This is a genomic window from Burkholderia sp. FERM BP-3421, assembly GCF_028657905.1.
GTDB lineage: Bacteria > Pseudomonadota > Gammaproteobacteria > Burkholderiales > Burkholderiaceae > Burkholderia.
Window position 1 is genome coordinate 2982397 of sequence record NZ_CP117782.1, and the last position, 26815, is coordinate 3009211.

The following is a 26815-nucleotide window of genomic DNA, read 5'->3' on the forward strand; positions in this document are numbered from 1 at the left end:
CCACCAGCGGGCTCACGGAATGAGAAACAGGGGCGGGGTGCCGCGGATCGGCCGGAAGGCGCGAACGCGCGGGCGCGGCGGGACGAACGCGGGGACGCCCCCGCTTGCGAGCGGGCGTAACAAGCTGTTAAAAAGAGATACACCTGACACCCTGCCGTCATAGGATCATTACGGCCCCCAAGCCGGGCCCGGGCGCGCCTGGCGCCCGCCGTACACCGCTCAACCGCGCGAATCGCGAACGCTACGCCATGAAAATTGCCATCCTTGACGACTACCAGGACGCCGTCCGCAAGCTCAACTGCTTCGAGATGCTCGCCGACCATGAGGTCAAGATCTTCAACAACACGGTGCGCGGCCTGGGTCAGCTCGCGAGCCGGCTCGCGGAGGTCGAGGCGCTCGTGCTGATTCGCGAGCGCACGCACATCACGTCGCAGCTGCTCGGCAAGCTGCCGAACCTGCGCATGATCAGCCAGACCGGCCGCATTTCCAGCCACATCGACCTGGCCGCCTGTACCGAGCGCGGCATCGCGGTGCTAGAGGGCACCGGTTCGCCGGTCGCGCCGGCCGAGCTGACCTGGGCGCTCATCATGGCCGCGCAGCGCCGCATCCCGCAGTACGTCGCGAACCTCAAGCAGGGCGCGTGGCAGCAGTCCGGCCTCAAGACCTCGGCGATGCCGCCCAACTTCGGCCTCGGCCAGGTGCTGCGCGGGCAGACCCTCGCGATCTGGGGCTACGGCAAGATCGGCCGGATGGTGGCCGGCTACGGCAAGGCGTTCGGGATGAACGTGCTGGTGTGGGGCCGCGAGCACTCGCTCGACGCGGCGCGCGCCGACGGCCACGCCACCGCGGAAAGCCGCGAGGCGTTCTTCGAGCAGGCGGACATCCTGACGCTGCACCTGCGCCTGCACGACGACACGCGCGGCATCGTCAAGCAGGAGGACCTGCTGCGGATGAAGCCGACCTCGCTGCTGGTCAACACGAGCCGCGCCGAACTCCTCGATGAAAACGCGCTGGTGAACGCGCTGTCGCACAACCGGCCGGGGATGGTCGCGATCGACGTGTACGAGAGCGAGCCGATCCTGCAGGGCTACAACCTGCTGCGCATGGAAAACGTGATCTGTACGCCGCATATCGGCTACGTGGAGCGCGAGAGCTACGAGCTGTATTTCAGCGGCGCGTTCCGGAACATCCTCGCATTCGACGGCGGCGACCTGTCGAGCGTCGCGAATCCGGAAGCGCTCAACCAGGGACGCGCGCGGCGCTGAGCCCGCCCGCCAGCGGCGCCTATCCGTGCGCGCGCTCCGCCGCGCGCAGCACGGGCTCCGAGGTGAGGAAGTGCTCACCATCACGCCGCCCCAGGTCGTAGGCGTGCTGCATCTGCGACGGGTTCGTATAGTCCCAGCTGGAGATCGGCACCTTGCTCGACGGCTGCACATACAGGCGTTGCTGCTCGCCGTGCGCGACGGTAAACATCTGCGGCCGCGGATAGCGGCGCGTGACGAGCACCAGCACCTGCCCCGGGGTTGCGTCGAGCGCCCCGACCGGCACGTTGTCGACCATCCCGCCGTCGAGCACGGGCCGACCCTGGCGGCGCAGCACGGGCGTGAACGGCGGCGTGCATGACGACTGCAGGATCAGGTCCGCCAGATCCTCGACCCGTGTGCAGGACTGGGCGCGCACGAATTCGGGACGAAAGCCGAGGGTGCGGCCGAGCGTCGGATGCAGCGTCTTGCGCACGTATTTTTCGATGTTGTACGCGATCAGCCCGGCCGCGACCGCGCTGCGCGCGCCGAGCCAGCGCGGCACGTGCGACACGCCGACCCGGATCTCCGGCGCGGCGGCGAGCTGCGCGAACGGTTCGCCGTAGATGTCGAGCAAAGCCTGGCGATAGATGCGGTAATGCGGAAAGACCGACTCCGACCGCAGCAGATTGCCCCAGTACACGTTCTTGCGGTTGTGCCGGAGCACGTCCGCGTAATAGCGCATCACCCATTGCGCATCGCGCGTATAGAGCATGCAGGCGGTCGCGGCGCCCGCCGAGATGCCGGTGATCACGCGCGGGCGCACGTCGAGCGCCGGCTGCACGACATTCCAGAACCCCGCCTGCCACCAGCAGCGATTGCCGCCGCCCGCGAATACGACCTGATCGAACATCGGGACAGCCTTCCTCTTCCTCAGTTGACGAGCGCGTAGGTGGTGGTCGCATGGACGGCCATCTTGCCGTCCTCGTCGAACAGCTCGACCTCACCGAACACGAGATTGCGGCCCATGCGCAGCACCCGCGCGGTGATGAGCACGTCGCCCTTGCGCACCGCGCGCATGAAATGGGTGTTCAAGGACACGGTGGTCATCGGACGGAATTCGCCGAGCGCGGCGGAGATCGCGACGACCATCGCGGTATCGGCGGCGGCCATGAACACCTGCCCGCAGATCACGCCGCCGGAGTGGCGCAGCTCGCCGGAGAACGGCAAACGTAAAGTGACGCTTTCCTCGGACACCGCGACCGGCGCCAGGGACAGGGAGCGCACCCAAGGCGCGAGAAGTCGATCGAGCAGATCGCGGACAGCCTGTTCGTCCATCATGAAACCCCGTGAGGGCCGCGCGACCGCCGCGCAGCGGGTGTGGGCGACATCATACCGGGAGGCCGTGAAGTGCGACTTGTGCTTTTGCGGGCGCGTCTTGCCGGGCGTTACCGGCGGGGGGGACGAAACTTTTTGCAGGGATTTGAAGAAAACTCTAGCCAAGCGAAAGAAACACGTGCATAATCTTTCTTCTGTTGGGGCGTTAGCTCAGTTGGTAGAGCAGCGGACTCTTAATCCGTAGGTCGAGTGTTCGAGTCACTCACGCCCCACCAAGCATTTCAAAGCCCGGTCATCGAAAGCTGACCGGGCTTTTTCATTTTCCAGCCCCCTCCGGGTCGCCATCGCCGATGGCCCGCAACACGGCCCCATGCGCCCTACATGCCGGCAAAGCCCGCCCATTGCGCAAAGTACGCCTCATATCCCTGCTTTGGAACCCGACGCTCGCCGGGATAATCCGATCAGATGCCACTCTCCGCCTGGGATGGAAGGGCCTTCGCCGCCGCTCTCCGCCACGCATCGGGACCAGGCCGTCGAACGCGTTCCACAGCCTTGAAATCATCCATGAGCCTGCTCGCCCCTCGCCATCAGACCGAAATGGAAACCCGGGGTTGGACGCTTGTCCCCGACGTCGTCGATCAGGTCCTGGTGGGTACGCTCAACGCGGCACTCGTCCCCTCGCTCGAGGCACGCGACGCCATCCGCATACGCAATGGCGTCATGGAAGAACCGCGCACCATGTGCTCGTCGATGCGCCGTGCTACATCGAACTGCTCGCGCATTTCGCAAAGCTCGACCCACTACTCAGAGCGTTTTTCGGCAGCCCGTACATCCTGAACTCGTACGGCGGATTCATCAACGATACCGACCTGTCGACCTACGCCCATCACGTCCATCGCGACATTCGCTTCCACTCGACAGCAAAGCGCTTCATGTTGAATTCGCTCGTGATGCTGGACGACTTCACCGTCGAGAATGGGGCAACCTACATCTCGTCCGCTTCGCAGCATCTGCCGGAGAAGCCGGCCGACGATGTGCTCCTGGAACGGGCGGATCGAATCACCGGGAAACGCGGTGGCGTGCTGCTGTTCGACTCCAGAGTCTGGCACGCCGCGGGTACGAATCGGACGACGCCCCCCAGACGAGCCTTGACGTTGACCTTCACGTGCGCGTTCTTCAAACAACAACTCGATTACCCACGGCTATACGGTTATGCCAACGCAGCCGGCTGCAGCGACTATCTTCGGCAAGCGATCGGCTTCAACGCGCGAACACCCGCTTCCTTCGAAGAATTCTATCTGCCTGTTGAGCAGCGCTTTTACCAACGTGGACAAGACTGACATGGTGAACAGAGACTACAACGCGGAAGCGAAGGACCACCCCGAGCACCGCTATGCCGACGATTTCGACTATCTGATGCATGTGAATACATGCTCAAGACGTTCGCGCCGTATCCGATCTGTGTTCAAGCATCTATGTCGTCTGCGAACGCGGCGACGCAAACTAAAACACCCGGCTACGGCAAGGCGAACCGCGCAGCCCTGCCCGACCTTGCCGTAGCCGCGCAACGGAGCACGCCGGCGGCACCACCGCACCCGCTACAGCCGATCGGCGGAACAGCCCCGACAGCCCCCCTCCTCCGCCCCGGCCGCACCCACCTCACATCGCCCGCGCCGCCCGCTGCACCGCCTCATAACGATCGCGGCGCATCTTCCCAAGCTGCGCCGTCACCGCCTCCAGAATCGCCGGCGCGGCGCGCTCCGGCCGCCCGCTGTCGAACGGCGGCGCCGGTGCGTATTCGATGCACAGCTGCACCGACTGCGCATGCTCGGCCCCGGCGATCTCCGCCATCACCGTCAGCGCCATGTCGATGCCCGCCGTCACCCCGCCGCCCGTGATCACGTTGCCGTCGCGCACCACGCGCGCCTCATCGATGATCGCGCCGAACGGCGGCAGCAGATCGCGCCACGACCAATGGCACGCCGCCCGCTTGCCGCGCAGCAGCCCCGCCGCGCCCAGCAGCAGCGAGCCCGTGCACACCGACGTCACATAACGCGCCCCTTCCGCCAGCCGCCGCAGCTCGCGCACGTATTCCGCATCGCCCATCGCCTCGATCACGCCCATCCCGCCCGGCACGCACACCAGATCCGCGTGCGGGATATCGGCCAGGCGCCGCACGTTCGCGAACGTGAGCCCGCCGTCGGCCTCGATCGTCCCGCCGCCCGACGAAGCCATCACGCATTGCGCGCCGGGCAGGCGCAGGAAAACCTCGTAGGGTCCGGAGAAATCGAGTTGCGTCACGTTCTCGAACAGCGCGAAGACAACGACATACGGTGCGGCAGTCATGGCACGAAGCTCCTTCCGGTGGATTGACACCCCACAGCGTCGCGCTCTATCGTCTTGGCAGCAATGTCGCTGATCCGACTTTTTCTGCCATGCCCCATCGCATCGCCGTACTCGTCTTTCCCGACTTCCAGCTGCTCGACGCAGCCGGCCCCATCGCCGCCTTCGAAGTCGCCGCGCGCTATCGCGACGACCACTACACGCTGCGCACCATCGCCGCGCAGGCTGGCCTCGTGCGCAGCTCGTCGGGCGTCAGCTGGGCCGCCGAAGCGCTGCCTCCGGCCCGCGCGATCGACACGTTGCTCGTCGCCGGCGGCGATGGCGTCGACGCCCTCCTGTCCGACCCGCGCCTGCTGCGCTTCGTGCAGCGCTGCGCGCGGCAAGGCGCGCGCGTGACGAGCGTGTGTTCGGGCAGCCTGCTGCTGGCCGCCGCCGGCGTGCTCGACAACCGCCGCGCAACCACGCACTGGTCCCGCAGCGAGCAATTCGCGCGCACGTTTCCGCAGGTCCACCTGGAGCCGGACCACATCTACGTGAACGACGGCCCGTTCTGGACCAGCGCGGGCATCAGCGCCGGCATCGACCTCGCGCTCGCGCTGGTCGGCGAGGATCTCGGGGAGCGCGTCGCGCGCGCGGTGGCGCGCCAGCTCGTCGTCTACTACCGGCGCCCGGGCGGTCAATCGCAGTTCTCCGAGCTGATCGAGATGGATTGCGCACGCGGCCGCTTCAAGCCGCTGCTCGATCACGTGCGCCGCCACCTCGACGTGCGCCATCGCGTCGACGACCTGGCCGAGCGCGCATGCATGAGCCCGCGGCATTTCGCGCGCGCGTTCCAGGCCGAAACCGGCCTCACCCCCGCGAAAGCCGTGGAGAAGCTGCGCGTGGAAGCCGCGCGCGCCGCGCTGGAAAGCGGCGCGCCGTCGTTGCAGCGCGTGGCGACCGAATGCGGCTTCGGCGATACCGAGAACATGCGCCGCAGCTTCCAGCGCTTGCTGGGCGTGCCGCCGTCGACCTTGCGGGCGCGCTGAGCCCCCTTCCACGCGCGCCGCTCGATACGCACACGATTCCAGCCCGTCCGCCGATTCCATTGCCGCTGAATTCGCTTGAATCGTTCCGCGCCGGAATCCGGATCGATTCAGGCGATCCGGCACGCCATCACCGGCACCGTCAACTCGAGGCGTATTGGCGAAAATCACCTTTCACATCCATTAAGCCTGAATATCACAGAGCCTTTCATTAATCAGGAAAAATTTCCCTCTCCCAATTTGATATCTCACATTTGCGGAAATTTGTACTGACGCATGGAAATCGAAATCCATTCGGGCAATACGGAAATCCTCTCTCACGATATCGAGATAATCGGACGGCAACGCGTTCAAACAAACCGCGGCGCCACCCGCACACATCAAGGTCGCGCATGCCCGCCTACCCTTGCGCCATGTCCATGGCGCGCTTCGACGCCGTCGATCTACCGCTTTAAATCCCCCGCCGAACTGAGGTACATTCCGGGCATAGGAAAAAGCATCGCTTCGGATCAACGCCCGCACATTAAAGCGTGGCAATTTGCACAATCCGAGCCGGGGTCACATGAGGTTCGTTAAAGGTTTCGGGTTAAAGATCGTTAATTAACCGGATATCCGCATCTCAACACGCTAATCTAGTTTCATACAGTACGAATCACACGCACGCTATGTCGACCTCCATTCGGCAGCGCGCTTTCACGCGCGCGCAGTCCATCGCCATTTCCGCCCGCCCGGGATTCCGCCCCGGCGCCACCCGCGATGCGTAGCCGCAAGCCACGCTCCAAATCGATGTTGCTTCCCGCGACGGCGGCGTCGATACGCGAACGGATCCTGCGCAACCACGTCGCACTCGCCGCGTTGCTGGCGGGACAGGGCAACGGGCACTTGCTGGCGGCGCTGATCGAAACCGCCTATCTCACCTGGTATCTGCAGGACGCCGGATTCGGCACGGCCGAACGAGAACGGTTCGAAGCCGTCGAGCGCATGATCACCGCCGCCTCGCAGCGCGCGGAAAGCGGCGGCTGGTCGCTCGAGGCCGAGGACAGCGAAACAGCCGGATGGCTGCTCGAATACCACGAGCAGCAATTGCTGCATGCCCCGGTCTTCGTGGTCCACGACGCGCAAAAGCGCCTCGCGCATTTCGTGCGCAGCGGCAGGCAGTCGCCGTGGTGACGGCGCAGCGCGACAAGCGGGAAAAGGGATCGCGGCCGCCGGCCGAGCCGGCCGGGGGAAAGTGAGGAGGCGACGGCAGGCGCGGACCGCACCCGCCGCCTGGCTCAGACGCTGAAGCGATTCAACGTATAGGCGCGATACGCGGCCACGAACGCATCGAACGAGCCGGCATTCTTGCTTTCGAGTTCGGCCTGCTCCACGAGCGACTGTTCGGCCAGCGCCCGCGCCGCGCGCGTCGCGGCCTCATCGAGCGGCCGCGCACGGAACGCCTGCGCGTGCGCCTCGCTGCGTGTGCGCGCGAACGTCAGGAACGACTGCCCCGTGTCGCGCATCGTCCGCAGCACGTGCGCCGACGGCGTGCGCTCCGGATCCGCGACCTTGTCGCGCTGCGCGGCGACCGTGCTCAGATGCGCGGTATCGCCGCGAATCTCGTCGAGCACGCGCGCCGCCGCCTCGACCTTGTCGAGCATCTCCTCGGCCCACGCGCGCAGCGGAATCGCCGCGCCGTCGCGCGTCAGCTCGAGGCCGGGCCGGCGGCCCTCCAGCGTCACCTGGCCGAAGTTCGCGTTCGCCTCGCGATACGCGTCGCAGGTCAGCGGCGCGCTGTCGTCGAGCGCGCACACGAGCAGGAACGCATCCATGAAGCGCGCGGTGGCGAGCGCGATGCCGGTGGGCTCGAACGGGTCGATGTCGAGGCAGCGCACCTCGATGTACTGCACGCCGCGCGAGGCGAGCGCATGCAGCGGCCGCTCGCCCGAATAGGTCACGCGCTTCGGGCGGATCGTCGAGTAGAACTCGTTCTCGATCTGCAGCACGTTCGTGTTGATCTGGATCCACTCGCCGTCGCGATGCGTGCCGATCGCCTCGTATGCCGGATAGGGCTCGCTCACCGCCTTCGACAGCGCATCGAGATAACCCGGCAGCGTGTTGTAGTCAATCTCGAGCGCCGCCTGCGCGGTCGTGTTCGAGTAGCCGAGGTCGCTCATCCGCAGGCTGGTCGCGTACGGACGGTACAGCGTGTCGGCATCGAACGTTTCGAGCGTATGCGCGCGGTCGCGCAGGAAGCGCGCGTCGAGCGCCGGCGATGCACCGAACAGATACATCAGCAGCCAGCTCGTGCGCCGGAAGTTGCGGACCAGCGCCAGATAGCGCTCCGACTGATAGTCGACCATGCCCGCCGTCGAGCCTTCCTCCGCATGCAGCCGGCGCCACACTTCCTCGTCGAGCGAGTAGTTGTAATGGATCCCGGCGATGCACTGCATCGTGCGGCCATAGCGATAGGCGAGGCCGCGCCGGTACACCATCTTCAGCTGGCCGATGTTCGAGGTGCCGTAGTCGGCGATCGGGATCTGGTCGTCGGCGGGCAGCAGGCCCGGCATCGACTCGTTCCACAGCATCTCGTCGCCGAGCGCGGCGTACACGTCGCGGTGCAGTTCGTCGAGCCGTTCGAGCGTGACGGCCGCATCGGGCTCGGCGGGCGTGATGAGTTCGAGCAGCGCCTCCGAATAATCGGTGGTCACCAACGGATGCATGAGCGCCGACCCCAGCGCGCGCGGGTGCGGCGTCTGCGCGATCATGCCGTCGCGCGTCACGCGCAGGCTTTCCTTCTCGATGCCGCGCAGGCCGCCGGGCAAGCGCGCGCGCGTGTCGCCCGTGCTCAACAGCGCGAGGCGACGCGTCAGCAAACCGGTCTGGCGGGAAGTCTTGGTGTTCGACATGGAAACGGGATGACGGGCTCGGTGGCGCGCGGCCTGAGGCGCGCATCACCTGGCTGGATTGACAGTAGCGGGCACTTTAACATCTCGCCGTCGCGCTCGCTTGAGCCGGCCTCGGCGCGCTCAGGGTTAGCCCGTAGCGCGCGTCAGCCGCCCCGCGCGCCGCCCGCGCGGTCCGCGATTTCGTTCCACAGATGCATCGCCGCATAGGCGCGCCACGGCCGCCATGCGTCGGTGCGGGCCCGCTGGCGCGGCGCGCGGTCGAGCGCCGGATCGCGCGCCGCGATCGCCTGCATCAGCACCAGGTCGGTCGCCGGCCACGCATCGGCGTCGCGCCACGCGCGCATCGCGATGTACTCGACCGTCCACGGACCGATGCCCGGCAGCGCGAGCAGCGCCGCGCGCAAGTCCGCCGGGGCGGCGCCCTCGGCGTCGAGCGGCACCGCGTCCGTCGCAATCGCCTGCGCGACGCCCTGCAGCGCCGCCACCCGCTTGCCCGGCATGCCGATCTTCACGAGATCGCACGCGGCCAGCGCCGCCGGCGTCGGGAAGCGCCAGCCGGTCGCGCCGCCCGCGAGCCGTTCGCCGGCCCGCTCGACGAGCCGCCCGGCGATCGTGGTCGCCGCCTTCACGCTCACCTGCTGGCCGACGATCGCGCGCACCACCAGCTCGAACGCCGACCACGTCCCCGGCACCCGCAGGCCCGGCGCGGCTGCGACGAGCGGCGCGAGCCAGGCGTCGCGCGACAGGGATGCGCCGATCGCCGCCGGATCGGCGTCGACATCGAACATCACGCCGAGCCGCGCGGCCAGCGCGTGATCGGCCACCCGCGCGACACCGCCCTCGAGATGTGCGAGCAGGCAGGCCCGGCGGGGATGCCGGCGCACCGTCAGCAGCCCGCTCTCGCCCCGGTAGTCGATCACGCGGCGGTATGCGCCGTCCTCGACCGCCTCGACGCCGGGAATCGCGCGGCCCGCCAGGAAGCGCAACAGGCGCGCCCAGTCGTAGGGCGCGCGAAACGGCAGCGTCAGTGTGAGATCCGCGCGGAGGGCGCTCGCCTGCGCCGCGCTCACGCCGCGTCGTCCACGCGCAGCGCGGGCGGCTTGGGTTCGGCCTCGGCCGCATGCCGCGCCTCGGTGTCGAGCAGCACGGCCTTGCGCGTCACGCCCCAGCGATAGCCGGCAAGCGCGCCGCCCCGCTGGACCACCCGGTGACACGGAATCGCCAGCGCCACGGGATTCGCCCCGCACGCGCTCGCGACCGCCCGCACCGCGCGCGGCAAGCCCAGTTCGGTGGCGATCTCCGTATAACTGCGCGTCTCGCCGTACGGGATCCGCAGCAGCGCATCCCAGACGCGCAGCTGGAACGCGCTCGCGCCGATGTCGAGCGGCAGGTCGACGCACTGTCGCGTGCCGGCGAGATAGGCCTCGATCTGTTCCACGAGCGGGCGGACCCGCTCGGTCGCCTCGACCAATTCCGCGTTCGCGAACGACGTCTTCAATTCGTCGACGAGCGCGGCCCGGGTGTCGCCGAACGCTATCCGGCACACGCCCTTGCGGGTCGCCGCGACCAGCACCAGGCCGAGCGAGGTGGTCGCGGTGCTGTAGCAGATCCGCAGCCCGGCGCCCTTGTTGCGGAACGCCGACGGCGACATCCCCAGCTCGCGCGACGTCGACGCGTACAGGCGCGATGAGGAACCATAGCCCGCGTCGACCGCGGCGCGCGTCACTTCCGCCCCCTCCTCCAGCGCCTTGCGCAGCGCGGCGCCGCGCAAGGCCGCCTGGTACTGGCGCGGCGACACGCCCACCACGCGCTTGAACACCCGCTGCAGGTGGAATGCGCTCACATGCACCGCGTCGCTCAGCTGCGCGAGCGTGATGCGTTCGTGCGGATGGGCGTCGAGCACCGCGCACGCGCGCTCGGTGATTTCGAGTTCACGCGGCTGCCCTTCGGGCTGGCAGCGCTTGCACGGCCGGAAACCCGCGGCGCGCGCCGCGGCGGGATCGACGAAAAACGCCGTGTTCACGCGCAGCGGCCGCCGCGAGGAACACGAGGGCCGGCAGAACACGCCGGTGGTCTTTACCGCGTAGACGAACACGCCGTCGGCTTCGGGATCGCGCGCGACCAGCGCTTCCCAGCGAGCGTCGTCGGTCGAATAGGCTGATTGCATCATGGCCTCACAAAACTGCGGGAGCGGAATGATTCGATATGCCTACTGTAAGCGGCGTCGGATCGCCTGACGCCCCTGAATCTTGCGGTGTAATTCCCCCGTCCAGTCTCGTTATTGTCGACCGTCACCCCCTTGTCACGCAACGGTCGTGGCGCCGCAACAAAGCAGGGTTTTGTTGCGATGCGGCTCCGACAAAACGGCCGTCTGACGATTTTTTACACCCTGGATATTGCGCCGCACCATCCGCGTGTGTATAGTTGGAACTGTCTCCTCCATGTCTCCTCCTGATATGGATTAAGCCCGTTCCCCGTGAGCGGGCTTTTTTTCGTCCATCGATTTCGCAGGGCCGGGCGCGGGGCTACACTTCCCGCCATTCCCGTCAGAGGAGGAGACGCCGCCAATGAAACCCCACATCCGCGACATCGATCACATCGTGCTGCGCGTGACCGACCTGTCCGCCATGGTCCGCTTCTATTGCGACGCGCTCGGCTGCCACGTCGAGCGCGAACTGCCCGCCCAGGGGCTCGTGCAGCTGCGCGCGGGCCGCTCGCTGATCGACCTGCTCGCGGTGGGCGGCGCGCTCGACCGCGCCGACAGCGGCGCACCGGGCGCCGGCCGCAACCTCGATCACCTGTGCCTGCGCGTCGAGCCGTTCGACGCGGCCGCGCTGCGCGCGCACCTGAGCGCGCATGGCGCGCAGCCGGGCGAGCCCGCCGAGCGCTACGGCGCGGACGGCTATGGGCCCTCGATCTATCTGTTCGACCCGGAGGGCAACATGGTCGAACTCAAGGGACCGCCGGGCGCGGCCCACTGACCACCCGTCACGCGCCGTCGCGCGCCTTCAGCACCACCCATTCGATCGCGACCGGATCGTGGGTCGCGCTCGACAGCCAGGCCTCGCCGTCCTGCACCGTGCACTGAAGCCGCATCGTGCGCTCCGCCATGCCGGCGAGCGCCGCGGCGACCTCCTCCGTGAGCGAGATCACCTGGACGTTGCGCAGGCGTTCGACCTTGCCGCGCACGCCCTGCCACCAGAGATCGGAGGTGCGGCCGCCGTAGGCGATCACGTTCACCTCGCCCGCGCGGCCGCTCGCCTTCGCGATGCGGCGCTCGTCCGGCTGCCCGACGTCGATCCAGGTGTCGATCGCGCCCGTCAGGTCCTTTTGCCAGAGATCCGGCTCGTCGACGTCCGACAGCCCCTTGCAGAATTCGAGCCGCTCGTGCGCGAACAGCGCGAACGCCGCGATGCGCACCATCATGCGCTCGTCGGTCTCGGACGGATGACGCGCCACCGTGAGCGAATGATCGGCGTAATAGTGCCGATCCATGTCGGCAATTTGCAGTTCAGCCTTGTAGATCGTGGATTTCAGCGCCATGCGGGATCTCGGGCCCAAGCGGGCCGTTCCATTCATTCGGGTCGGGGCGTGATGATACCGAATGTGCGGGTCGCGGCGCGGTAAACGCAAAACGGCCCGGCATCAGCCGGGCCGAAACCAAGGCGCATCCGGACAGACGCCCGGACGCGATCCGCCGGCGGATGCGCCGACGTTATTGCTTGATGAAACGCGAATCCGTCCAGAGACCCTGCTGGTCGCTGTTCTCCGCGCTCACGAACTGGATGTCGCCCTTCTCGATGCTGACGACCCGGAAACGCTGCCCCTCGGGGACGGACAGGCAGCGATAATCATCGAAGTAACGCTGCTTCGCCTGCGCCTGGCCATCGCGCTCGTGGTTCAACGCGGAATCAAGGTTGTCTTTCGACAAGCATCCCCAGGCATTCTTGGTCAGCTGGATTTCCTGCTGCGGCTTGAGCGACGCATCGCCGCCCGCGTGGGCCGCCGAGAAAGCGGCAATGCCGCTCATCAGCGCAAGCAGTACACCGGTTCGCTTCATCATGAAATGTCTCCGTGCAAGCAGGATCCGGGTTCGGGTTAGCTATGTATTTAAAGGCATCCGCGGACCTGCGATTTTTCATCCTAGAAGATGCACGGTCGATAGCAAGCACATTCATTGTGCGTTCGCAATAGTGGCGAATTGTCGCACCCCCGATCAGCGGCCTTAAAGACTGCGCAAGCGCCTGTTTTGTCAGCGGAATCCATTCGGCATCGCCCTGCTTTCATCTCTGAAAGCCTTATTCCAAAAGGCTTTCCTCAAAATCGCCGTGTGTTGAATGAACAATTTAGATCATTCAGGATTTTCAGTCATTGATTTGGTGCAACGCACATAAAGTCACGAGAAAAATATTGCGCCGCGACATGAAATTCCAAGGTCGACTGAATACAAGAAAAATGCCAGGCCAATCGGCCCGGCACGCTGGCGGCCTTATGCAGCGGGCGCGCCCTGGAAGTAATCGTGCTGGAACATGCACATGCGCAATGCATTGTGATACGTGCCGTTGCCGAAAAACTCCTCGATCAGCTCGGCCTCGTGCCGGAAGCCGCATTTCTCGTAGACGTGGATCGCCGCGACGTTCGACTTGTCGACGATCAAATAGAGCTTGCGCAGGTTCAGCACCTTGAACGCGTACTCGATCGCGAGCCGCGTGGCGCGCGTGGCATAGCCATGCCCCTGGCGGTTGGGCGCGATGATGATCTGGAACTCGCCGCGGCGGTGGATGTAGTCGACCTCGATCAGCTCGACGAGCCCGACCAGTTCGCCTTCCGCATCCACCGCGACGAAACGGCGCTCGCGTTGGTCGTGGACGTGCCGGTCGTACAGCTGCGACAGCTCGGAGAAGGTTTCATAAGGCTCCTCGAACCAATAGCGCATGATCTTCGCGTCATTGTTCAGTTCGTGGACGAAGCGCAGGTCGTGGCGTTCGAGTGGGCGCAGCGCGAGCGAGTGATTGGGATTCTGTATTTGCATGAAGGTTTGTCCTTGGGTCATTCAGCCTGGCGTATCGGGATATGGAGATCCGCGATGGACCCGATGCACGGGTAATGCGCATCGGCAGAAAATGACTGCGGGCCCTCACACAGAGCCTAAAATGAAAGCAGGGTTCCCGCCACCCGCCGGAGGTCATCGTGATCGAGCAACTGATACTGGGCGTTTTCCTCGTGCTGCCGCTGTTGATCGTGGCGGTTCTGTTCTCGGACGAGCTTTGGCAGGAACACCGGCTGCAGCACCCGCGCGTCGCGCGCACGACGCCGATCGACTGGCGTCATCCGTGGCGCCATCTGCGCCGCGACCACTGATATCGCCCGGACCGGCCGCGCGCCCCGCGCCCGGCCCCTCCGCATGCGCATGCCCCTTCCATCCTCGCCTGCGCCCGACGCCGACGCACACGCACACGCCACTGTCACGCCCGCTCCCGATACGACCCGCGCATGAAGCCGCGTATCGTCGCCCTGTGCGCGCTCCCGACGCCTGGAACGGGCCGGCGGATCCCGACACCTGCCGCCCGCCGATCATCGTCGCACGCCCCTTGCAACTGGCGGTGCCGCGCCGTGTCGGCGCGCGCACCGATGACGTGCATCCGCCCGCCATATCGATGACAATCAGCGCATGGCGTCCCCGCCCGCCACGGGCATGCCGCCTGTCGCCGCCAGCCGCCGGCCGACCCTCCCCGTTCAGAATCATCATGAAAATACGCGCGTCGTTCGTCGCGGAGCTGGTCGCCAATTTCGCCCTGCCGTGGCTCGTCTACCGGCTCGCGCAACCGGCCTGGGGCGAACTCGGCGCGCTCTACGCCTCGGCCGCGCCGCCGCTGCTTTGGAGCCTGTTCGAATTCCTGCGGCATCGCCGTATCGACGCGGTCAGCGCGATCGTGCTGCTCGGCATCGCGCTGTCGTGCGCCGCCATCTCGTTCGGCGGCAGCCCGCGCCTGCTGCTGATGCGCGAGTCGCTGGTGTCGGGCTGCATCGGCGCGGCGTTCCTGTTGTCGCTGCCGCTCGGCAAGCCGCTCACGTTCTATCTCGCGCGCGCCACCATCGCCCGCCAGCGCGGCGACGGCGGCGCCCACATCGAGATGCTCTGGCGCGAGAGTCCGTCGTTCCGACGCGGCATCCGCGTGGTGACGTGGGCGTGGGGGCTCGGGCTCACCGGTGAAAACCTGCTGCGCGCGTGGCTCGCATGGAACTGGCCGATCGAGCGCTACCTGCTCGTCGCGCCCTTGATCGGCTACAGCGTCTATGGCGCGCTGCTGTTCTGGACCTTCTGGTATCGGACGCGCATGCGCGAACGGGGCATGCGCGGCGGCGCAATCATCGAGGGCAACTGAGCCGCGCGTTCAGTCGACGTCGTAGGACAAATCGTGCCAGCGCTGCGACGTCCCCGACGATCCCAATTGGCCGCGCGGAAAATGCATTACCGCGATCGCATCGAGCGCCTTCGCGTCGCGCGCCGGATCGCCGCAGCTGCGGCGCACCTTCAGGTCGCGCACGCGACCTTCATCGTCGAGCCACACGCGAACGATCACCTTGCGGCGCAGCGCATCCGGCACATTCCCCGTCCGGGACAACAAGCGATCCATCAGCGACATCGACATCCTCCATCCAGGGTTCGTCCGCCCGCGCGCCATGCCGCGCAGTGCGTCGTTGCGCGTAGCTTGCCGCCGATTCCGATGCGATGCAACGTCCTGCTGCATGCGAACGCGCTGGACGCCGACCGTATCGCACGCACCCCGACCCTGTTTCGCCACTCATCATGCTCGCGACGGGATTTTGTCGCGCGTCAAATTCGGACTCTTGAAATCGCAGTCGACGCTCTCATGTTCGTGTCACGCAGCAGCCGCGCCCCGCGCACTGCGCAGACCGACTGACCCGCCGTCGCCCGGCGAACGCGCCCGCATGCGCGTCACGCCTCGTCCGCCGGCATCATCCCTGGAGGATAGGAACATGAGCGATCTCTACTTCGGCGCCGATCTCTTCGGCGAGTTCGACCGACTGCAACGCCAAGTGGCCCACCTGTTCGGCGGGCTGCCCTCATCGAGCATCCGGGCCGGCCGGCTCGGCGCCTTCCCGCCCGTCAACATCGGCTCGACCGACGACAGCATCGAGATCGTCGCGTTCGCGCCCGGCATGCAGGCCAAGGACTTCGACGTCTCGATAGACAAAGGACTCCTGACGATCAGCGGCGAGCGCAAGCACGTCCAGGAAAGCGGCGGCGACGCCCGCACCTATGCGCAGGAACGCTTCGTCGGCAGCTTCCGCCGCGTGGTCGAACTGCCGCAGAACGCCGATCCCGAGACGGTCAGCGCCCGCTACGAAAACGGTTGCCTGCTCGTGCGCGTCGGCAAGCGTGAATCGTCGAAGCCGCGCGCCATCACCGTCCAGTAACCGAAGGAGCCAGCCATGAGCAGCAGCAACCAGATCGTCGAACGCGCGCCGTCCCGCGCGCTCACGGGTGACGCGCGGCGCGTGTTCACCGTCACGCCGGCCGTAGACGTCCATGAGGACAAGCAGGGCATCACGCTATGGGCCGACCTGCCCGGCGTGTCGCGGGAGCAGCTCGAGGTCAAGGTGCACGACGGCAATCTGTCGATCGACGCGCGCGCATCGGTGCCGACACCCGATGGCCTGCGCGTGCAGCACGCGGAGGCCCGCGAGCCGCATTTCGCGCGCAGCTTCGTGATCAGCCCTGACTTCGATACGGCGCGGATCGCGGCGAATCTGCAGGACGGCGTGCTCAAGCTAACGATCCCGCGTCGCGACGAAGCACGGCCGCGCAAGATCGAAGTGAGCGCGGGCAGCTGAACGATGCGCACGGATGCCTGAGAGGGCGTTCGTATTCGTCACCATGCGGCGCGGCGCCATGCGCGCCGCAATCGACATGCGGTTCCCGGCGCGCGGATCACCGCGCCGCCGCCTGATCCGCGCCTGATCCGATGTGTTAGCTGTAGAACAGTCTTGCTCATGCCTTCGTCACGATACTGAGCATTCCTGCGGACTCGCGGCATGACCGCGACCGGAGCCGGAACAGGTTCGGAGGAGACGCGCATGAAGCAGGACCGCGGACAGGACAGCATCAACCGGGCAGCCTGGCGCAGCCGGAGCGCACGCAATGGCTACGGCCGCGCGTCCGGCTGGACGGATCCAGGCGAAGCCGCCGCGTTCGCGTGGCTCGCCGAACGCATCCGTGGCCAGCCGATCCTCGACATCGGCGTCGGCGGCGGACGCACCGTTCCGCTCCTGACCGCGCTCAGCACCGACTACATCGCCGTCGACTACACCCCCGAACTCGTCGAGATCTGTCAGCGCAATCATCCCGGGATACAGGTCCGGCATATGGATGCGCGCGATCTGTCCGCGTTCGCGGATGCGTGCTTCGGGCTCGTCGCGTTCAGCTACAACGGCATCGACGCCGTCGATCATGCCGGACGTCTGGCGATTCTCGGGGAGTGCGCGCGTGTGCTCAGGCCCGGCGGATACCTGCTGTTCTCGACGCACAACCTGCACGGCCCGAGCTATCGCCGGCGGCCAAGCGATCTGCTGCGCCTGCCCCGGCGCGACGCCGGCCTCGTCGAATTCGGACGCGACACGCTGCGCATCCTCTATGCATTGCCGGTTGGGGCGTTCAACTATCTGCGGCACACGCGCCTCGATCAAATCGAGGATGGCTACGCCACGCGCGTATGCGCCGCGCATCGCTTCGGCATCGTGATCCTCTATACCGATTTCGCCACGCAACGTCGGCAATTGGCGGACGCCGGGCTGCATTTCGACGTCGCGTTCGGCAACGCGGATGGTGCGAGGGTGGATGAAACCGTCGACTTGAGCCGTGAGGAGTGGATTCACTTCATCGCGCGCAAGCGGTCGCACGGTGATGGGTGATGGGTGATGCGCCGGTGCGCTCCGGCGCGTCAGCGGGGAATGGGAGTGCGTCCGGCGAGCGAAAGCGCAACGAACACGAGTGCGGCCATCAGCACGACCAACAGAGTCAGACGAAGCCAGCCCTTGCGTGTATTCGGCAACGAGACGAGGCCGTCGGGGTTGCCGCTGAGCACGGCGAGCGCGCGTGCGAGGTGCGATCAACACGGCGATCACCAGCGTTGCCTTGGCCACGCCCGAGAAGATCGATTCGATTACGCGCCGCCAGCGAGTCGATCGGTAGGGGCCGGCGACAGGGCGGCGAAATTCAGGTGGTCGATCGAAGCGCATCGGGTCGGGTCGTGGAGGCGGTTTGGAACAGGCAGCGCGTGGATCGCGCGGAAAGGACCGACATGCTCGAAGCGCCTTCGTACGCGCGGTGCAGCGCAGGGATGGCGCAGGCTCGATTGTGGCAAAAAATGCCCGGACCGGGTGGCCCGAGCGAAGTCGCCGGACGAAGCGACGACGGAGGTCAGGTGAAACGAGCGGCGCGCAGCGCGGGCGATAGTCCTGTGCTCGGCGGCCGTGAAAACATCAGAGATACGTGAAGGCATCCGGGGCGGCGCTTCAGCACGCCGCGCGCCGGTGCGCATCGTTACGGATGGCTGTACATCGCGTTCCAGTCGGCCTTCGACACGGCCGCCGCCGGACGCCCTGCCGCAGATGCGTTCTCCACGCCGCCGTAGCCGCTGTTCGCATTCATCTCGCGCACGCGGGCCTGGGCAGCCTGCAGGTCTTCCGGATAGTGCGGATCGGAACCGGCAGCCGGACGCCAGCCCGCCTTTTCGAGTTGCACCAGTTCGGCGCGAACCTGCTCGCGGGTGATGGGGCCGTTCGATTGCGCGAACGAGATTGCGGGGACGGTCAGGGCGACGGCAACAGCAACGGCGTGGATCAGGGACTTCATGACGACTACCTCCTTCGGACTTGGGATCGGTGCGACGGCTTGTCTGCAACCGGTGACTGAAGTCTAGGAGCATCCGAACCTAGGGTTAACACTGATCTTTTGAAAGCAGTGTTCCTGAGGGTGGAAGAATGGGATGGGGGATTGTTTCGGGGCGGGGTTTGTTGCCGGGCCGGTATCCTGGGTCCAAAGCACCGAGCCAATCAAAACCTCGGGGAAATTGCGCTGTAATTCGAGACAACCTCGCCGAATCCGACTTTGCTACGCGGCCCCAAAACAAGCGGGCCCCGTTATGACTCGCCGGGGATTTGTCGGCAGCGTGAATCACGGCGGTATGAGAAATGGAGCGCTCTGCTCACGCCAAGCAGCGAGAAGCCGAGGCGCAGCACCGTGCGCACTGCGGCCGTACGAGACGCCGAGCGCGCCGCGAAGGCGGATGAGAAAGAACGGAAGCCGCTCTACATTGAGTCCTAACTGGCGGACGCCGAAAGTCAGTACGAACAAATCGAAGACAGAATTCAGTCACTCGGCACGATGCTGGCCAGCGGGTTGAAGCGTAATCCGACGATCAACGTCTCCGATTTGCGCATCTCCCCAACCCATGATCCGCTCGACCCGAACGATCTCGCTCCCACGTACCGAGAAGCTTTCTGGACTCGGCACGAGTCGAAAAAAAGCCAAAGGTATGGCAAGTATCCTGCCCTAGGTGAAAAGCGCGTCCGAGAAACGGGTCCAGGCCGCCCAGCAGGCATTCGAGCGGGCACAACTGGCGTTTCAGGCGAAGGAGGATCTGCGCGACGTCCATGCGCACCATCAAAAACTGAATCTCAATGGACGAACTTGTGAATGCTAACCAACCCTACCTAGAACAGCCCTGCTCGACCTCGGGCGAATCAATACAAAACCCCGTGTGACCGGCGAGCGTCTTTCGTGTTCAGGCTCCGTGAAAGTCAGCAGGCATTTGTGTACTAGGAGTTGTTTACATTCGATGAAATGTATTTACATCTTGTCTTTTGCACAAGCGGGCCAAGATGATTCGAACGTTACTGGGCGACGAGGTATGGGCACAAATCAAATCGGTTTTGCCTGACAAGGAAGGCGCTCCAGGACGAACGGCAGCCGACAATCATTGGGTTGTCGAAGCCGTTCTCTGGATCGGCTGAACGGGCTGCCGGTGGCGCGATTTGTCGAAGGAGTTCGGTGCATATTGCGCTTCTCGCGGTGGCGTCGCAAAGGCGTGTGGGAGCGCGTGGCGCACGCAGTGTCCGATGAAACGGAGATCAACGCGTGCTGATCGACTCGACCCTCGTGCGTGCGCATCAGCATTCCGCCAGTGGGCCCGCAAGCGCCCTGGCGTTCGCGCGGCGGACTGACGACCAAGCTGCATCTGGCTGTCGATGAAGCCGGACGTCCTGTGCGAATGATCATCACCGAGGGACAGGTTGCCGATATTTCGTGCACGCACGAATTGGTCGAGCATCGGCGCACGGGCGCGGTGATTGCCGATAAAGGCGACGACTCGGATGCCTTCGCGAACACTATCCATGCCGCGTATGCCAAGGTTGCCGTCCCGCCACGCTCGAATCAAAAGACCCAGTGTCGGCACAGCCGCGCGCTGTACCGAACTCGGAACATCGTCGAACGCTTCTTCAATCGCATCAAACATTTTCGTCGCGTCTCCACTCGATACAACAAGCGCGCGGGCAACTATCTCGTCTTCGCAGCGCTGCCTGGGCCTTTGGGACGCTGGTGAGCATGTGAACAGAACCTAATTGTGTACTACAAACCAACGCCTGCCCTTCCAAGTTCGCGCGCTACCAACTACTTCAGCAGGCGACCGACGGCACGCAGCGGCGCCGTAACCTGCCATGAAGTCGATTTTCTCATCGCGGCGAGACTCTCATCGCGATGACGCAATTCATCGTCCAGATTGCGAATGCGCTCTTGCAGCGCTTGTACCGCTTCGCGCGTTTGCTGCTCGCCTTGCGCCACCGTCGCGGCAAGTTGGGCGATCCGTGAATTTCGCTGCGTGCATTCGTCCTGCGCGGCACGTAATTCCTGCTGCAATCGCGCCACCTCTGCATCGCGGGCAGCGACCGTCTGTGTAAGGCTGCGGATAGCCTCATCCTGCCGGCGCATCTGCATGAGCGCGGGCGCCATATGCCCGAGCGAATCGCGCAAGCGATCGAACAGCGCCACGATCTCCGGATCGTCGATACTGAGTTCGTCACGGCTCACGCGGCGCAGCATCGTGTAGGCATCGATGGCGTCCTGGGGCACAGCCGGATCGAGCCGCAGGTCAGCAGTCTCGAAACGCGCGTGGCGCAGCGATTCATCCAAGAAAATATCGGCGTACTCCCGGTATTCGGGGCTCTGTTCATCGGGCGGGGGAAAACCGAGCGTCGATGCGATCCGCTGCAACTGGCTGGCCGGATCGGCAATGATCGCATCGAAATCCACCACGAGCCGGCGCGCGCCGCGGCTTCCGTGCATCGCGTCGACGATGTACTCGAGCCACAGATAGCAGGCCTTCTCTGTCCCGTAGCCCCATGCCTTCGCGAGCGAGCGCGCCACGCTGAGCGGATCGCGCAGCGAGATCACGTAGCCATGATCGAGTTCGAGATGATCGAAGATCGGGCGCCAAAATCCGAGTAGCCGCGAAGTACGCGGGTCCTTGAATCCGAATGGTTTGCCATCGGCCGTGCGCTGGAGCAACAATGCAGACGCCCGCAGGCGGAACGCGGCAAGCTTATCCGCGGATATGTCCTGCAGGGAAATCGGTCCGTGCGATTGCCAGTCCGCCTGCAGCTCCCGCATCAGCTCGATGTTCAGTTCATAGACATCGAGGTCTTCCCAGAACCCTTTATCGTTGATTCCGGGCCACGCCTTCATTAGATTGTCCCCGAGCTGGACGCCGAAAACCGGCAGTGCGCGCGCGGTCGCGCTGGTCCCGCTTCGGGCCATCCCAAGGACAACAACTAGCTTACGCTGTGCGTTAGTATGGATGTGATTGATCATTTACCAGCTATCGAATCCTTAGTTTTCCGAATGTAATTTGAAGAAATCTGAAAGGCGTCGTATTCGCACCGCGATGGACGAACTCGTAATACCGAGCGTGAGATCACGCGCATCAGGCGTTTCGTAGGACGCCGGCAGGCCGTTGAAGACATTACTACAAATGCCCGATCCGGCGCATGTTCGTTGTCCACACCGGGTCGATCGCAGCCGATCGCCCTGACTTGCGGCGGCATCTTGTAGCCAGTTAAGCAGTGAGTCGCATGTCGATATTATCGGACTCCAGCCAGGCTCGGCGAACCGTGGCCGGAGGTTGGTAGCGATGGGCGCTATGCGGCCGTCGCTCGTTGTAGAACTGTCCCACTGCTCGATGAGCACCTTGGCTTCGGCTCGGCTGCGGAACCATTCGCGATTCAGCAATTCGTCGCGCAGCTTGCCGTTGAAGCTTTCAACGAAGCCGTTCTGCCATGGACTACCGGGCGTGATGAAGGCCGGGCCTATAACCGCTCGTACTTCGTCGATAACGGAAAGGCCCATCGCTTTGATATTGAACGATGAGGCTGCGCTCGGCCAATCCAGGCTCGCGTGGTTCATGCGCGACTGTGCACGCGACGTTCGTCAACGCTGCCCGGCGTACGACCGCCCAGAAAATGAACCCGTGCTCTGGCGACATCTAAATCTTTTTGCACGTGAGGCTACCGATCAACTGGCCTTAGCCGCAGAACGCGACGTTCGCCACTACATGGAACTGCGATTCCAGTATTCACATGAGCTCTTTGCCAAGGACCTGGCGTTGCGCGACATCTTGATCAATCAATACGTTGCTTCAGGCCCGTGATACGACAAGACTCGAAGCTGGCGCGAGAGCATCGATGGCGTCAGCCCAGGCTTGCAACATAGCCTGCATTGCTCTGAATATTCAGCCCGGTTGTACACACCGCGCACGCCGCCGATCGTGTGGTTGAGCGCCTTCTCCACCACATCGGATGCCCAGCCTTTTTCGTGAAGCAACGTAGAAGCAGTCCGGCGCAAATCGTGGATGGTAACTGCCGGAATGTTCTGCCCTTGCAAAGCGACCTTGAGTACTTTGTTCAGCGCGTTGTGCGCGAAAGGCTTGGTCAGGGAACCACGACCAGGCAATATCCATTTACTGTTACCCGCCAGTACCAGCAACTCCTTGAAGAGCGATACGGCCTGACTCGACAAGTAGACGATGTGCGGCTTCCCCGTCTTCGAGTTTTCTTCAGGAATATGCCATTCCGCTTCATCACGATGCAGGTCTTTGCTCTTAGCTAACAGCAGCTCGGATTTGCGCACCAGGGTGAGCAGGATTAGGTGCAAGCCAATCTTGAATTGCCGCCGGATGTTGGACAGGTGAGCAGCTTGCAGGAACTGTTTGATTTCGTCAGGCGACAAAGCACGTTCACGCGAGACGGCTTTGTAGACGTGCCGCATGGGCAACGCCATGACTGGATTGACTGAGATCAGCCCGCATAGTCCAGCATGCGTTTAAGCAGTCCGCGTATCTGGCCTGCGGCGGCGTCAAAGCCCTGTTCCTTCTTCCGCCAGATCACTGACCGAACGTCTTCGGCCGTGACTTCACATACTGGTTTCATGCCGATGTAAGGAAGAATGTCTTTGTCCAGATAGCGGCGCGGTATGGTGTTGTCCTTGCGGTCGCGTTGCTGGATCTCCTTGAAATAGCGTTCGGCGAACTGCTTGAGAGTGGTGTCTTCCGGGCCGGCTACCTTGGCGCGCTGCTTTCGTTGCGCTGGCGATTCACCGATGGCCGCCATCTGCGATGCACCGTCACGCATGAGCCTGACGTTTTTGAGGGTGAGTGCGGGGTACTTGCCCAGAGTGAGCTTTTCGTACTTGCCGTTCAGCCGGTAGCGGGTAGCGGGTAGCGGGTAGCGGGTAGCGGGTAGCGGGTAGCGGGTAGCGGGTAGCGGGTAGCGGGTAGCGCCGGACCATCCCCCCGGTTGGAAATACCTCCAGGTACAGGCCGCGATCATCGCTGACGGTGTAGGTCTTGTCCCTGGGCTTGAGTGCCTTCAGGGCGGTGTCGGTGAGTGCCACCTTCTACCTCCGTATGTCCAAGTAGAGGAAGGCTCAGGCCAAAACCGCTACTTGGACATAAAAACAGACGGCTTTCGGTGTGCTCCGGCAGAACGCTTTAGGCAAGAAACTCAGTGATTATGCGGGTTTCAAGGCGATTTGAAGACCTTGATGGAACCCTGCGGAAATCAGGTTATTTGCCGATGCAGAAGCAAGAGAAAGCCATCTACTATGTTGATTCCAAAGGGTTTTTATAAAACCACTTTGGGCGCTTGGACATAAACTTGGACATACCTTGAAGTCCAGCCTTCTATGAACCTCTGTGGATAACAGTGGAAGACCCGCAATCTAGAGGTTACAGGGGCATGTGGATAACTCTGCCACTGCAATCGCCGTTCAAGCGGGTCAATGACCGCGCACCATCGTGCATAGATGCCAAGCTCGTTCGATTCTACCGTCGAACAGCTCCTACTTCACCCCTATTTTTCTCGATCAAACCGGTTGCTTAGCAGACCGAATTGTTGGCTGAAGTGTGGGTGTCCGATGCGATGAGATTCAGAGGACGGGCCGTTGTGGCCTACACCTCGGAGATCTCTCATGACAGACAATCACAGCAGCTTTACCCCGCAAGCACATGTCGGCCCGTTCATCACACCATCAGCGTTGATGCTCGACATCCGCCTCACCCCGGTGGAGCGCAACGCATGGCAGGTCCTGCGCATGCTGCACGGTGTCGATGGTCGTAGCGCGCTGGCTAGTCTGGCGCAGTTGCGGCCCTATCTCACCACCACCCCGCTAGGACAGCGTGCCGGATTCGAAACGGCCTGGCGCGCGCTCATCGTGCTTCGGCTGACAGGCTGGATTAGCCTTGTGGGACAACATCGTGACCCCTTGTCTGGGAATGTCCTTAGCGAGCTGTACCAGACCTACGAAAGCCCTTTGACGTTCACGCAGGCATGCGAAATCGACCTGGGCCTGGCGAAACTTCTGCAAGACTCCATCGGCCACGAAAACAACCAGGTCGATCGCGTTGCCCTCCACATCCGCGATGGGCTTGAACCCATCGCTGCAGCGCCTGCTAGCGATGCCCAGGTAGGTCGCGATGATGAGGACCCGCCGTCATCCCCGCCGCCATCCATTGATTCTGCTTGCGAGTCGAGCGTTGCGCAGCAGAACGAAGCCGACCGTCTGGCAATGCAATGTCATAGCCCTACGTATAAAGAAGATAAGTATAAAAAATACGTACGTACCGCACGCACACATGCGCGTGAACCTGCGCCCACACGTGAGCGCGAGTCTGGTGCACCCTTGCCGTTGCCGCCGTGCCTCGAACGCGCTGCAGAGGATCAACGGCGCGATATGCAAACCGCTCTGCGGCGTCTGCCCCGGCAGGTGCCCACCCAGCGCGGGCAGCTTGGTGTATGCAGCGGCTTGCCTGGGGCGAGCGTAGTGGGGGTCAATGGCGGGCGCGCAGGCCGCAGCGGAGCGCAGCCGCAGGCGAGCACCGAACGGGTGAGCACCCGGCGTAGCGCACCATTGACGCCCATGCAGCGACCCCAGCCTTACGGCGGGGGTGCAGGGCGCTTTTCCCCCTGCACCCATGCCCTTCGGCGAGAACGGAGTTCCAAGAGGCAGCACCTCTTGGTCAAGGCCGCAGGCGCAGATACGCCTGACTGTCGAGCACGATCCAGGGAATCGCGAGAAAGCCACCAGCATCGCGGCTGGTTTTGCTGTGTCGCCGCTTGTTCGTCATTAATCACGCGGCCTCCTCTTCGGTGCTGATTCTTACCTCTTTGACGAGCGTATAGAGAGCGACTTTCCGATGGGCGAAACCATCCGAATCGATCGCAGTGACTGGTGACGACGAGATTACGTGTCCAATCAAGATCAATTCACGAACGCGTTGTGCCGGATGTGAGATTCCGTGGCGACGAAGTGAATACGTCGTCTGGGAACCTGCCCGTAGATATTCGAGCACTCGCGCCCGTTGCGCAGCGGTCGACATATCTTTATTATTAAATTTGACGTTACTGGCTGCCTTGCTTTTCGGGGTGGCCATTTTTTTATTCATCTCTGGCCTCTGTCAAACACCACTCATCGATTGCTCGATGCCGTCCACCCGATAACTAACGGGATCGGAGAACCAGCGATGAAGTTCACGGTTCGACCACGCAGTGCAACGTGGAGAGAGATGTTGCCGGCGCGGGAAACGGCCTTCTCTCTCACGCTTTCGCAGCGTTTCACGGCAGAAAGGGATAAAGGGTCGCAGATCACTCCAGCGCGAGAAACCATCGAGCGGGAGCGAGTCCGGAGTGGAAAGGTACGCGCTACCGGATGATTTCGCGTTTTCTGCCTTGCTCGTCATTGCTTTGCCTCCTTAGGCGTTTTTTGCAATGACAAAACAATATATTTTCGTTCGCCGGATATCCTAAGGCGCGTTTCCGTTTTTCTTCTTGATCACGCCTGCACTTTTTAGAATGTCCCGCACCCTTCGGTCCGAATACCTAAAATTCCGTGCCGTTATTGACGCCAACTCATGAGGCTTCTTTCCTTTTTCGAGTTGCTGACAGGCGTACTTAACTATCGCGTCGTGCACCGACGTTACGCCAGCTTGACGCACCGAAGCGGTAGCCTTCCCGCCCTGGCTTGCAGCCTTGCGCCGCTTTACTTTTGTCTCCGCATAGGATGTCGCATTGCACGCCAGCTCTTCCTCGAGTTCTCGGATCAATTCGGGATTGCCGTGTGCGCTACGTTTCTCCATCTCAAAATTCCGCCTAAATCCTTCACCCTCAAACACGACGGATAGCGGTATATAGCCTCTGCTCTTTTCGAACTGTCGGCCCCGTTTGGTCTGCATTGCAAGACGACGTCTGTTTTTCGAGCGTGCAGCAGCATTCTCAATAAGACCATCAAGCTCGTCCGGCTCTTTCCGTCCATTCGATATAACCTTGGATGAACTTGATATCAAAATCCATCGATCGCCTATACGGAACCGTTTCAGTTGCATACATCACGCCCTTCATACGCGAA

The 26815-nt window shown here is 63.8% G+C and carries 28 protein-coding genes, 1 tRNA gene and 2 pseudogenes; 13 read left to right on the plus strand and 18 right to left on the minus strand.

Annotated features, from left to right (window positions below; genetic code table 11):
- Positions 1-248: 248 nt before the first annotated feature.
- Positions 249-1265 (plus strand): D-2-hydroxyacid dehydrogenase family protein, encoded by a 1017-nt coding sequence (locus tag Bsp3421_RS29495; protein WP_273999657.1) that lies wholly within the window; start codon positions 249-251, stop codon positions 1263-1265.
- Between the two features lie 19 nt (positions 1266-1284).
- Here the strand turns inward: Bsp3421_RS29495 and Bsp3421_RS29500 are convergent, their stop codons facing one another.
- Positions 1285-2154: a patatin-like phospholipase family protein gene (locus tag Bsp3421_RS29500; RefSeq protein WP_273999658.1), complete on the minus strand. Its 870-nt coding sequence runs from the start codon at positions 2152-2154 to the stop codon at positions 1285-1287.
- A gap of 20 nt (positions 2155-2174) precedes the next feature.
- On the minus strand, positions 2175-2579 hold the full coding sequence (locus tag Bsp3421_RS29505; protein WP_274004399.1) for a PaaI family thioesterase: 405 nt from the start codon (positions 2577-2579) through the stop codon (positions 2175-2177).
- Positions 2580-2778: 199 nt separating this feature from the next.
- Here Bsp3421_RS29505 and Bsp3421_RS29510 point away from each other — a divergent pair.
- Positions 2779-2854: transfer RNA gene (locus Bsp3421_RS29510), tRNA-Lys, on the plus strand.
- Between the two features lie 465 nt (positions 2855-3319).
- Positions 3320-3919, plus strand: a complete 600-nt coding sequence (locus Bsp3421_RS29515) for a phytanoyl-CoA dioxygenase family protein (protein WP_273999660.1) — start codon at positions 3320-3322, stop codon at positions 3917-3919.
- 319 nt (positions 3920-4238) lie between these two features.
- On the opposite strand, the gene Bsp3421_RS29520 is transcribed toward Bsp3421_RS29515, so the two are convergent.
- Positions 4239-4925 carry a DJ-1/PfpI family protein gene (locus Bsp3421_RS29520; RefSeq protein WP_273999662.1) on the minus strand — a complete coding sequence of 229 codons (687 nt, stop codon included), beginning with the start codon at positions 4923-4925 and terminating at the stop codon, positions 4239-4241.
- A gap of 89 nt (positions 4926-5014) precedes the next feature.
- Between Bsp3421_RS29520 and Bsp3421_RS29525 the strand changes: the two genes are divergently transcribed.
- The gene (locus Bsp3421_RS29525; RefSeq protein WP_273999664.1) at positions 5015-5950 is read left to right on the plus strand and encodes a GlxA family transcriptional regulator; all 936 of its coding nucleotides are present in this window, start codon (positions 5015-5017) and stop codon (positions 5948-5950) included.
- A gap of 783 nt (positions 5951-6733) precedes the next feature.
- Positions 6734-7117, plus strand: coding sequence for a hypothetical protein (locus Bsp3421_RS29530; RefSeq protein WP_273999666.1), 384 nt, complete (start codon positions 6734-6736; stop codon positions 7115-7117).
- 104 nt (positions 7118-7221) lie between these two features.
- Here the strand turns inward: Bsp3421_RS29530 and gshA are convergent, their stop codons facing one another.
- From gshA to ada, 3 genes are all read right to left on the minus strand, one after another.
- Positions 7222-8835 (minus strand): glutamate--cysteine ligase, encoded by a 1614-nt coding sequence (gshA, locus tag Bsp3421_RS29535; RefSeq protein ID WP_273999668.1) that lies wholly within the window; start codon positions 8833-8835, stop codon positions 7222-7224.
- Between the two features lie 143 nt (positions 8836-8978).
- On the minus strand, positions 8979-9905 hold the full coding sequence (locus tag Bsp3421_RS29540) for a DNA-3-methyladenine glycosylase family protein (protein WP_273999669.1): 927 nt from the start codon (positions 9903-9905) through the stop codon (positions 8979-8981).
- Positions 9902-11005: a bifunctional DNA-binding transcriptional regulator/O6-methylguanine-DNA methyltransferase Ada gene (gene ada / locus Bsp3421_RS29545; RefSeq protein WP_273999671.1), complete on the minus strand. Its 1104-nt coding sequence runs from the start codon at positions 11003-11005 to the stop codon at positions 9902-9904. The genes Bsp3421_RS29540 and ada overlap by 4 nt, the downstream gene beginning before the upstream one ends.
- A 397-nt stretch (positions 11006-11402) precedes the next feature.
- Here ada and Bsp3421_RS29550 point away from each other — a divergent pair, with 397 nt between their 5' ends.
- Positions 11403-11816: a VOC family protein gene (locus tag Bsp3421_RS29550; RefSeq protein WP_273999673.1), complete on the plus strand. Its 414-nt coding sequence runs from the start codon at positions 11403-11405 to the stop codon at positions 11814-11816.
- Between the two features lie 7 nt (positions 11817-11823).
- On the opposite strand, the gene Bsp3421_RS29555 is transcribed toward Bsp3421_RS29550, so the two are convergent.
- The 3 genes from Bsp3421_RS29555 to speG all read right to left on the minus strand — a co-directional run bounded on the left by Bsp3421_RS29555 (position 11824) and on the right by speG (position 13867).
- The gene (locus Bsp3421_RS29555; RefSeq protein ID WP_273999674.1) at positions 11824-12378 is read right to left on the minus strand and encodes a YaeQ family protein; all 555 of its coding nucleotides are present in this window, start codon (positions 12376-12378) and stop codon (positions 11824-11826) included.
- A 172-nt stretch (positions 12379-12550) separates the two neighbouring features.
- On the minus strand, positions 12551-12898 hold the full coding sequence (sap1, locus tag Bsp3421_RS29560) for a surface attachment protein Sap1 (protein ID WP_273999676.1): 348 nt from the start codon (positions 12896-12898) through the stop codon (positions 12551-12553).
- A gap of 426 nt (positions 12899-13324) precedes the next feature.
- On the minus strand, positions 13325-13867 hold the full coding sequence (speG, locus tag Bsp3421_RS29565; protein WP_273999678.1) for a spermidine N1-acetyltransferase: 543 nt from the start codon (positions 13865-13867) through the stop codon (positions 13325-13327).
- A 158-nt stretch (positions 13868-14025) separates the two neighbouring features.
- Here speG and Bsp3421_RS29570 point away from each other — a divergent pair, with 158 nt between their 5' ends.
- Both Bsp3421_RS29570 and Bsp3421_RS29575 read left to right on the plus strand, forming a co-directional pair.
- Positions 14026-14196 (plus strand): hypothetical protein, encoded by a 171-nt coding sequence (locus Bsp3421_RS29570; RefSeq protein ID WP_273999680.1) that lies wholly within the window; start codon positions 14026-14028, stop codon positions 14194-14196.
- A gap of 386 nt (positions 14197-14582) precedes the next feature.
- Positions 14583-15221: a VC0807 family protein gene (locus tag Bsp3421_RS29575; RefSeq protein ID WP_273999681.1), complete on the plus strand. Its 639-nt coding sequence runs from the start codon at positions 14583-14585 to the stop codon at positions 15219-15221.
- Between the two features lie 9 nt (positions 15222-15230).
- On the opposite strand, the gene Bsp3421_RS29580 is transcribed toward Bsp3421_RS29575, so the two are convergent.
- Complete coding sequence (locus Bsp3421_RS29580; RefSeq protein ID WP_252984702.1) at positions 15231-15482, minus strand: energy transducer TonB family protein; 252 nt, start codon at positions 15480-15482, stop codon at positions 15231-15233.
- A gap of 355 nt (positions 15483-15837) precedes the next feature.
- Here Bsp3421_RS29580 and Bsp3421_RS29585 point away from each other — a divergent pair, with 355 nt between their 5' ends.
- The 3 genes from Bsp3421_RS29585 (at position 15838) to Bsp3421_RS29595 (ending at position 17772) form a co-directional block, all read left to right on the plus strand.
- Entirely contained in the window at positions 15838-16278 is a 441-nt protein-coding gene (locus Bsp3421_RS29585) for an Hsp20/alpha crystallin family protein (RefSeq protein ID WP_273999684.1), read from the plus strand.
- Between the two features lie 15 nt (positions 16279-16293).
- Positions 16294-16695: an Hsp20/alpha crystallin family protein gene (locus Bsp3421_RS29590; protein WP_273999685.1), complete on the plus strand. Its 402-nt coding sequence runs from the start codon at positions 16294-16296 to the stop codon at positions 16693-16695.
- Between the two features lie 243 nt (positions 16696-16938).
- The gene (locus tag Bsp3421_RS29595) at positions 16939-17772 is read left to right on the plus strand and encodes a class I SAM-dependent methyltransferase (protein WP_273999686.1); all 834 of its coding nucleotides are present in this window, start codon (positions 16939-16941) and stop codon (positions 17770-17772) included.
- Between the two features lie 631 nt (positions 17773-18403).
- Here Bsp3421_RS29595 and Bsp3421_RS29600 read toward each other — a convergent pair.
- Positions 18404-18715 (minus strand): DUF4148 domain-containing protein, encoded by a 312-nt coding sequence (locus tag Bsp3421_RS29600; RefSeq protein ID WP_273999687.1) that lies wholly within the window; start codon positions 18713-18715, stop codon positions 18404-18406.
- A gap of 1028 nt (positions 18716-19743) precedes the next feature.
- Between Bsp3421_RS29600 and Bsp3421_RS29605 the strand changes: the two are divergent.
- Positions 19744-20465, plus strand: a pseudogene (locus tag Bsp3421_RS29605) (IS5 family transposase).
- Positions 20466-20533: 68 nt separating this feature from the next.
- Here the strand turns inward: Bsp3421_RS29605 and Bsp3421_RS29610 are convergent.
- The 4 genes and pseudogenes from Bsp3421_RS29610 to Bsp3421_RS34125 form a co-directional block, all read right to left on the minus strand.
- Positions 20534-21730 (minus strand): hypothetical protein, encoded by a 1197-nt coding sequence (locus Bsp3421_RS29610; RefSeq protein WP_273999689.1) that lies wholly within the window; start codon positions 21728-21730, stop codon positions 20534-20536.
- Between the two features lie 244 nt (positions 21731-21974).
- A pseudogene (locus Bsp3421_RS29615) lies at positions 21975-22219 on the minus strand (integrase core domain-containing protein); the annotation flags it as partial.
- Positions 22220-22540: 321 nt separating this feature from the next.
- Positions 22541-23182 carry a tyrosine-type recombinase/integrase gene (locus Bsp3421_RS29620; RefSeq protein ID WP_273999691.1) on the minus strand — a complete coding sequence of 214 codons (642 nt, stop codon included), beginning with the start codon at positions 23180-23182 and terminating at the stop codon, positions 22541-22543.
- Between the two features lie 29 nt (positions 23183-23211).
- Positions 23212-23742, minus strand: a complete 531-nt coding sequence (locus Bsp3421_RS34125) for an Arm DNA-binding domain-containing protein (protein WP_337995298.1) — start codon at positions 23740-23742, stop codon at positions 23212-23214.
- A gap of 640 nt (positions 23743-24382) precedes the next feature.
- Between Bsp3421_RS34125 and Bsp3421_RS29630 the strand changes: the two genes are divergently transcribed.
- Positions 24383-25567 carry an STY4528 family pathogenicity island replication protein gene (locus Bsp3421_RS29630; protein WP_273999694.1) on the plus strand — a complete coding sequence of 395 codons (1185 nt, stop codon included), beginning with the start codon at positions 24383-24385 and terminating at the stop codon, positions 25565-25567.
- Here the strand turns inward: Bsp3421_RS29630 and Bsp3421_RS29635 are convergent.
- The 3 genes from Bsp3421_RS29635 to Bsp3421_RS29645 form a co-directional block, all read right to left on the minus strand.
- Positions 25542-25856 carry a helix-turn-helix domain-containing protein gene (locus Bsp3421_RS29635; protein ID WP_273999696.1) on the minus strand — a complete coding sequence of 105 codons (315 nt, stop codon included), beginning with the start codon at positions 25854-25856 and terminating at the stop codon, positions 25542-25544. The two genes, Bsp3421_RS29630 and Bsp3421_RS29635, sit on opposite strands and share 26 nt — an antisense overlap.
- A 12-nt stretch (positions 25857-25868) precedes the next feature.
- On the minus strand, positions 25869-26150 hold the full coding sequence (locus Bsp3421_RS29640) for a helix-turn-helix transcriptional regulator (protein WP_273999697.1): 282 nt from the start codon (positions 26148-26150) through the stop codon (positions 25869-25871).
- A gap of 63 nt (positions 26151-26213) precedes the next feature.
- Positions 26214-26792: a hypothetical protein gene (locus Bsp3421_RS29645; protein WP_273999698.1), complete on the minus strand. Its 579-nt coding sequence runs from the start codon at positions 26790-26792 to the stop codon at positions 26214-26216.
- Between the last annotated feature and the right edge of the window lie 23 nt (positions 26793-26815).

Coding starts and splice junctions, on each gene's coding strand:
- Bsp3421_RS29495 (WP_273999657.1), top strand. CDS start 249: ATGAAAATTGCCATCCTTGACGACTACCAGGACGCCGTCCGCAAGCTC.
- Bsp3421_RS29500 (WP_273999658.1), bottom strand. CDS start 2,154: ATGTTCGATCAGGTCGTATTCGCGGGCGGCGGCAATCGCTGCTGGTGG.
- Bsp3421_RS29505 (WP_274004399.1), bottom strand. CDS start 2,579: ATGGACGAACAGGCTGTCCGCGATCTGCTCGATCGACTTCTCGCGCCT.
- Bsp3421_RS29520 (WP_273999662.1), bottom strand. CDS start 4,925: ATGACTGCCGCACCGTATGTCGTTGTCTTCGCGCTGTTCGAGAACGTG.
- Bsp3421_RS29525 (WP_273999664.1), top strand. CDS start 5,015: ATGCCCCATCGCATCGCCGTACTCGTCTTTCCCGACTTCCAGCTGCTC.
- Bsp3421_RS29530 (WP_273999666.1), top strand. CDS start 6,734: ATGTTGCTTCCCGCGACGGCGGCGTCGATACGCGAACGGATCCTGCGC.
- gshA (WP_273999668.1), bottom strand. CDS start 8,835: ATGTCGAACACCAAGACTTCCCGCCAGACCGGTTTGCTGACGCGTCGC.
- ada (WP_273999671.1), bottom strand. CDS start 11,005: ATGATGCAATCAGCCTATTCGACCGACGACGCTCGCTGGGAAGCGCTG.
- Bsp3421_RS29550 (WP_273999673.1), top strand. CDS start 11,403: ATGAAACCCCACATCCGCGACATCGATCACATCGTGCTGCGCGTGACC.
- Bsp3421_RS29555 (WP_273999674.1), bottom strand. CDS start 12,378: ATGGCGCTGAAATCCACGATCTACAAGGCTGAACTGCAAATTGCCGAC.
- sap1 (WP_273999676.1), bottom strand. CDS start 12,898: ATGATGAAGCGAACCGGTGTACTGCTTGCGCTGATGAGCGGCATTGCC.
- speG (WP_273999678.1), bottom strand. CDS start 13,867: ATGCAAATACAGAATCCCAATCACTCGCTCGCGCTGCGCCCACTCGAA.
- Bsp3421_RS29575 (WP_273999681.1), top strand. CDS start 14,583: ATGAAAATACGCGCGTCGTTCGTCGCGGAGCTGGTCGCCAATTTCGCC.
- Bsp3421_RS29580 (WP_252984702.1), bottom strand. CDS start 15,482: ATGTCGCTGATGGATCGCTTGTTGTCCCGGACGGGGAATGTGCCGGAT.
- Bsp3421_RS29585 (WP_273999684.1), top strand. CDS start 15,838: ATGAGCGATCTCTACTTCGGCGCCGATCTCTTCGGCGAGTTCGACCGA.
- Bsp3421_RS29590 (WP_273999685.1), top strand. CDS start 16,294: ATGAGCAGCAGCAACCAGATCGTCGAACGCGCGCCGTCCCGCGCGCTC.
- Bsp3421_RS29595 (WP_273999686.1), top strand. CDS start 16,939: ATGAAGCAGGACCGCGGACAGGACAGCATCAACCGGGCAGCCTGGCGC.
- Bsp3421_RS29600 (WP_273999687.1), bottom strand. CDS start 18,715: ATGAAGTCCCTGATCCACGCCGTTGCTGTTGCCGTCGCCCTGACCGTC.
- Bsp3421_RS29610 (WP_273999689.1), bottom strand. CDS start 21,730: ATGATCAATCACATCCATACTAACGCACAGCGTAAGCTAGTTGTTGTC.
- Bsp3421_RS29620 (WP_273999691.1), bottom strand. CDS start 23,182: ATGCGGCACGTCTACAAAGCCGTCTCGCGTGAACGTGCTTTGTCGCCT.
- Bsp3421_RS34125 (WP_337995298.1), bottom strand. CDS start 23,742: ATGATCGCGGCCTGTACCTGGAGGTATTTCCAACCGGGGGGATGGTCC.
- Bsp3421_RS29630 (WP_273999694.1), top strand. CDS start 24,383: ATGACAGACAATCACAGCAGCTTTACCCCGCAAGCACATGTCGGCCCG.
- Bsp3421_RS29635 (WP_273999696.1), bottom strand. CDS start 25,856: ATGAATAAAAAAATGGCCACCCCGAAAAGCAAGGCAGCCAGTAACGTC.
- Bsp3421_RS29640 (WP_273999697.1), bottom strand. CDS start 26,150: ATGACGAGCAAGGCAGAAAACGCGAAATCATCCGGTAGCGCGTACCTT.
- Bsp3421_RS29645 (WP_273999698.1), bottom strand. CDS start 26,792: ATGCAACTGAAACGGTTCCGTATAGGCGATCGATGGATTTTGATATCA.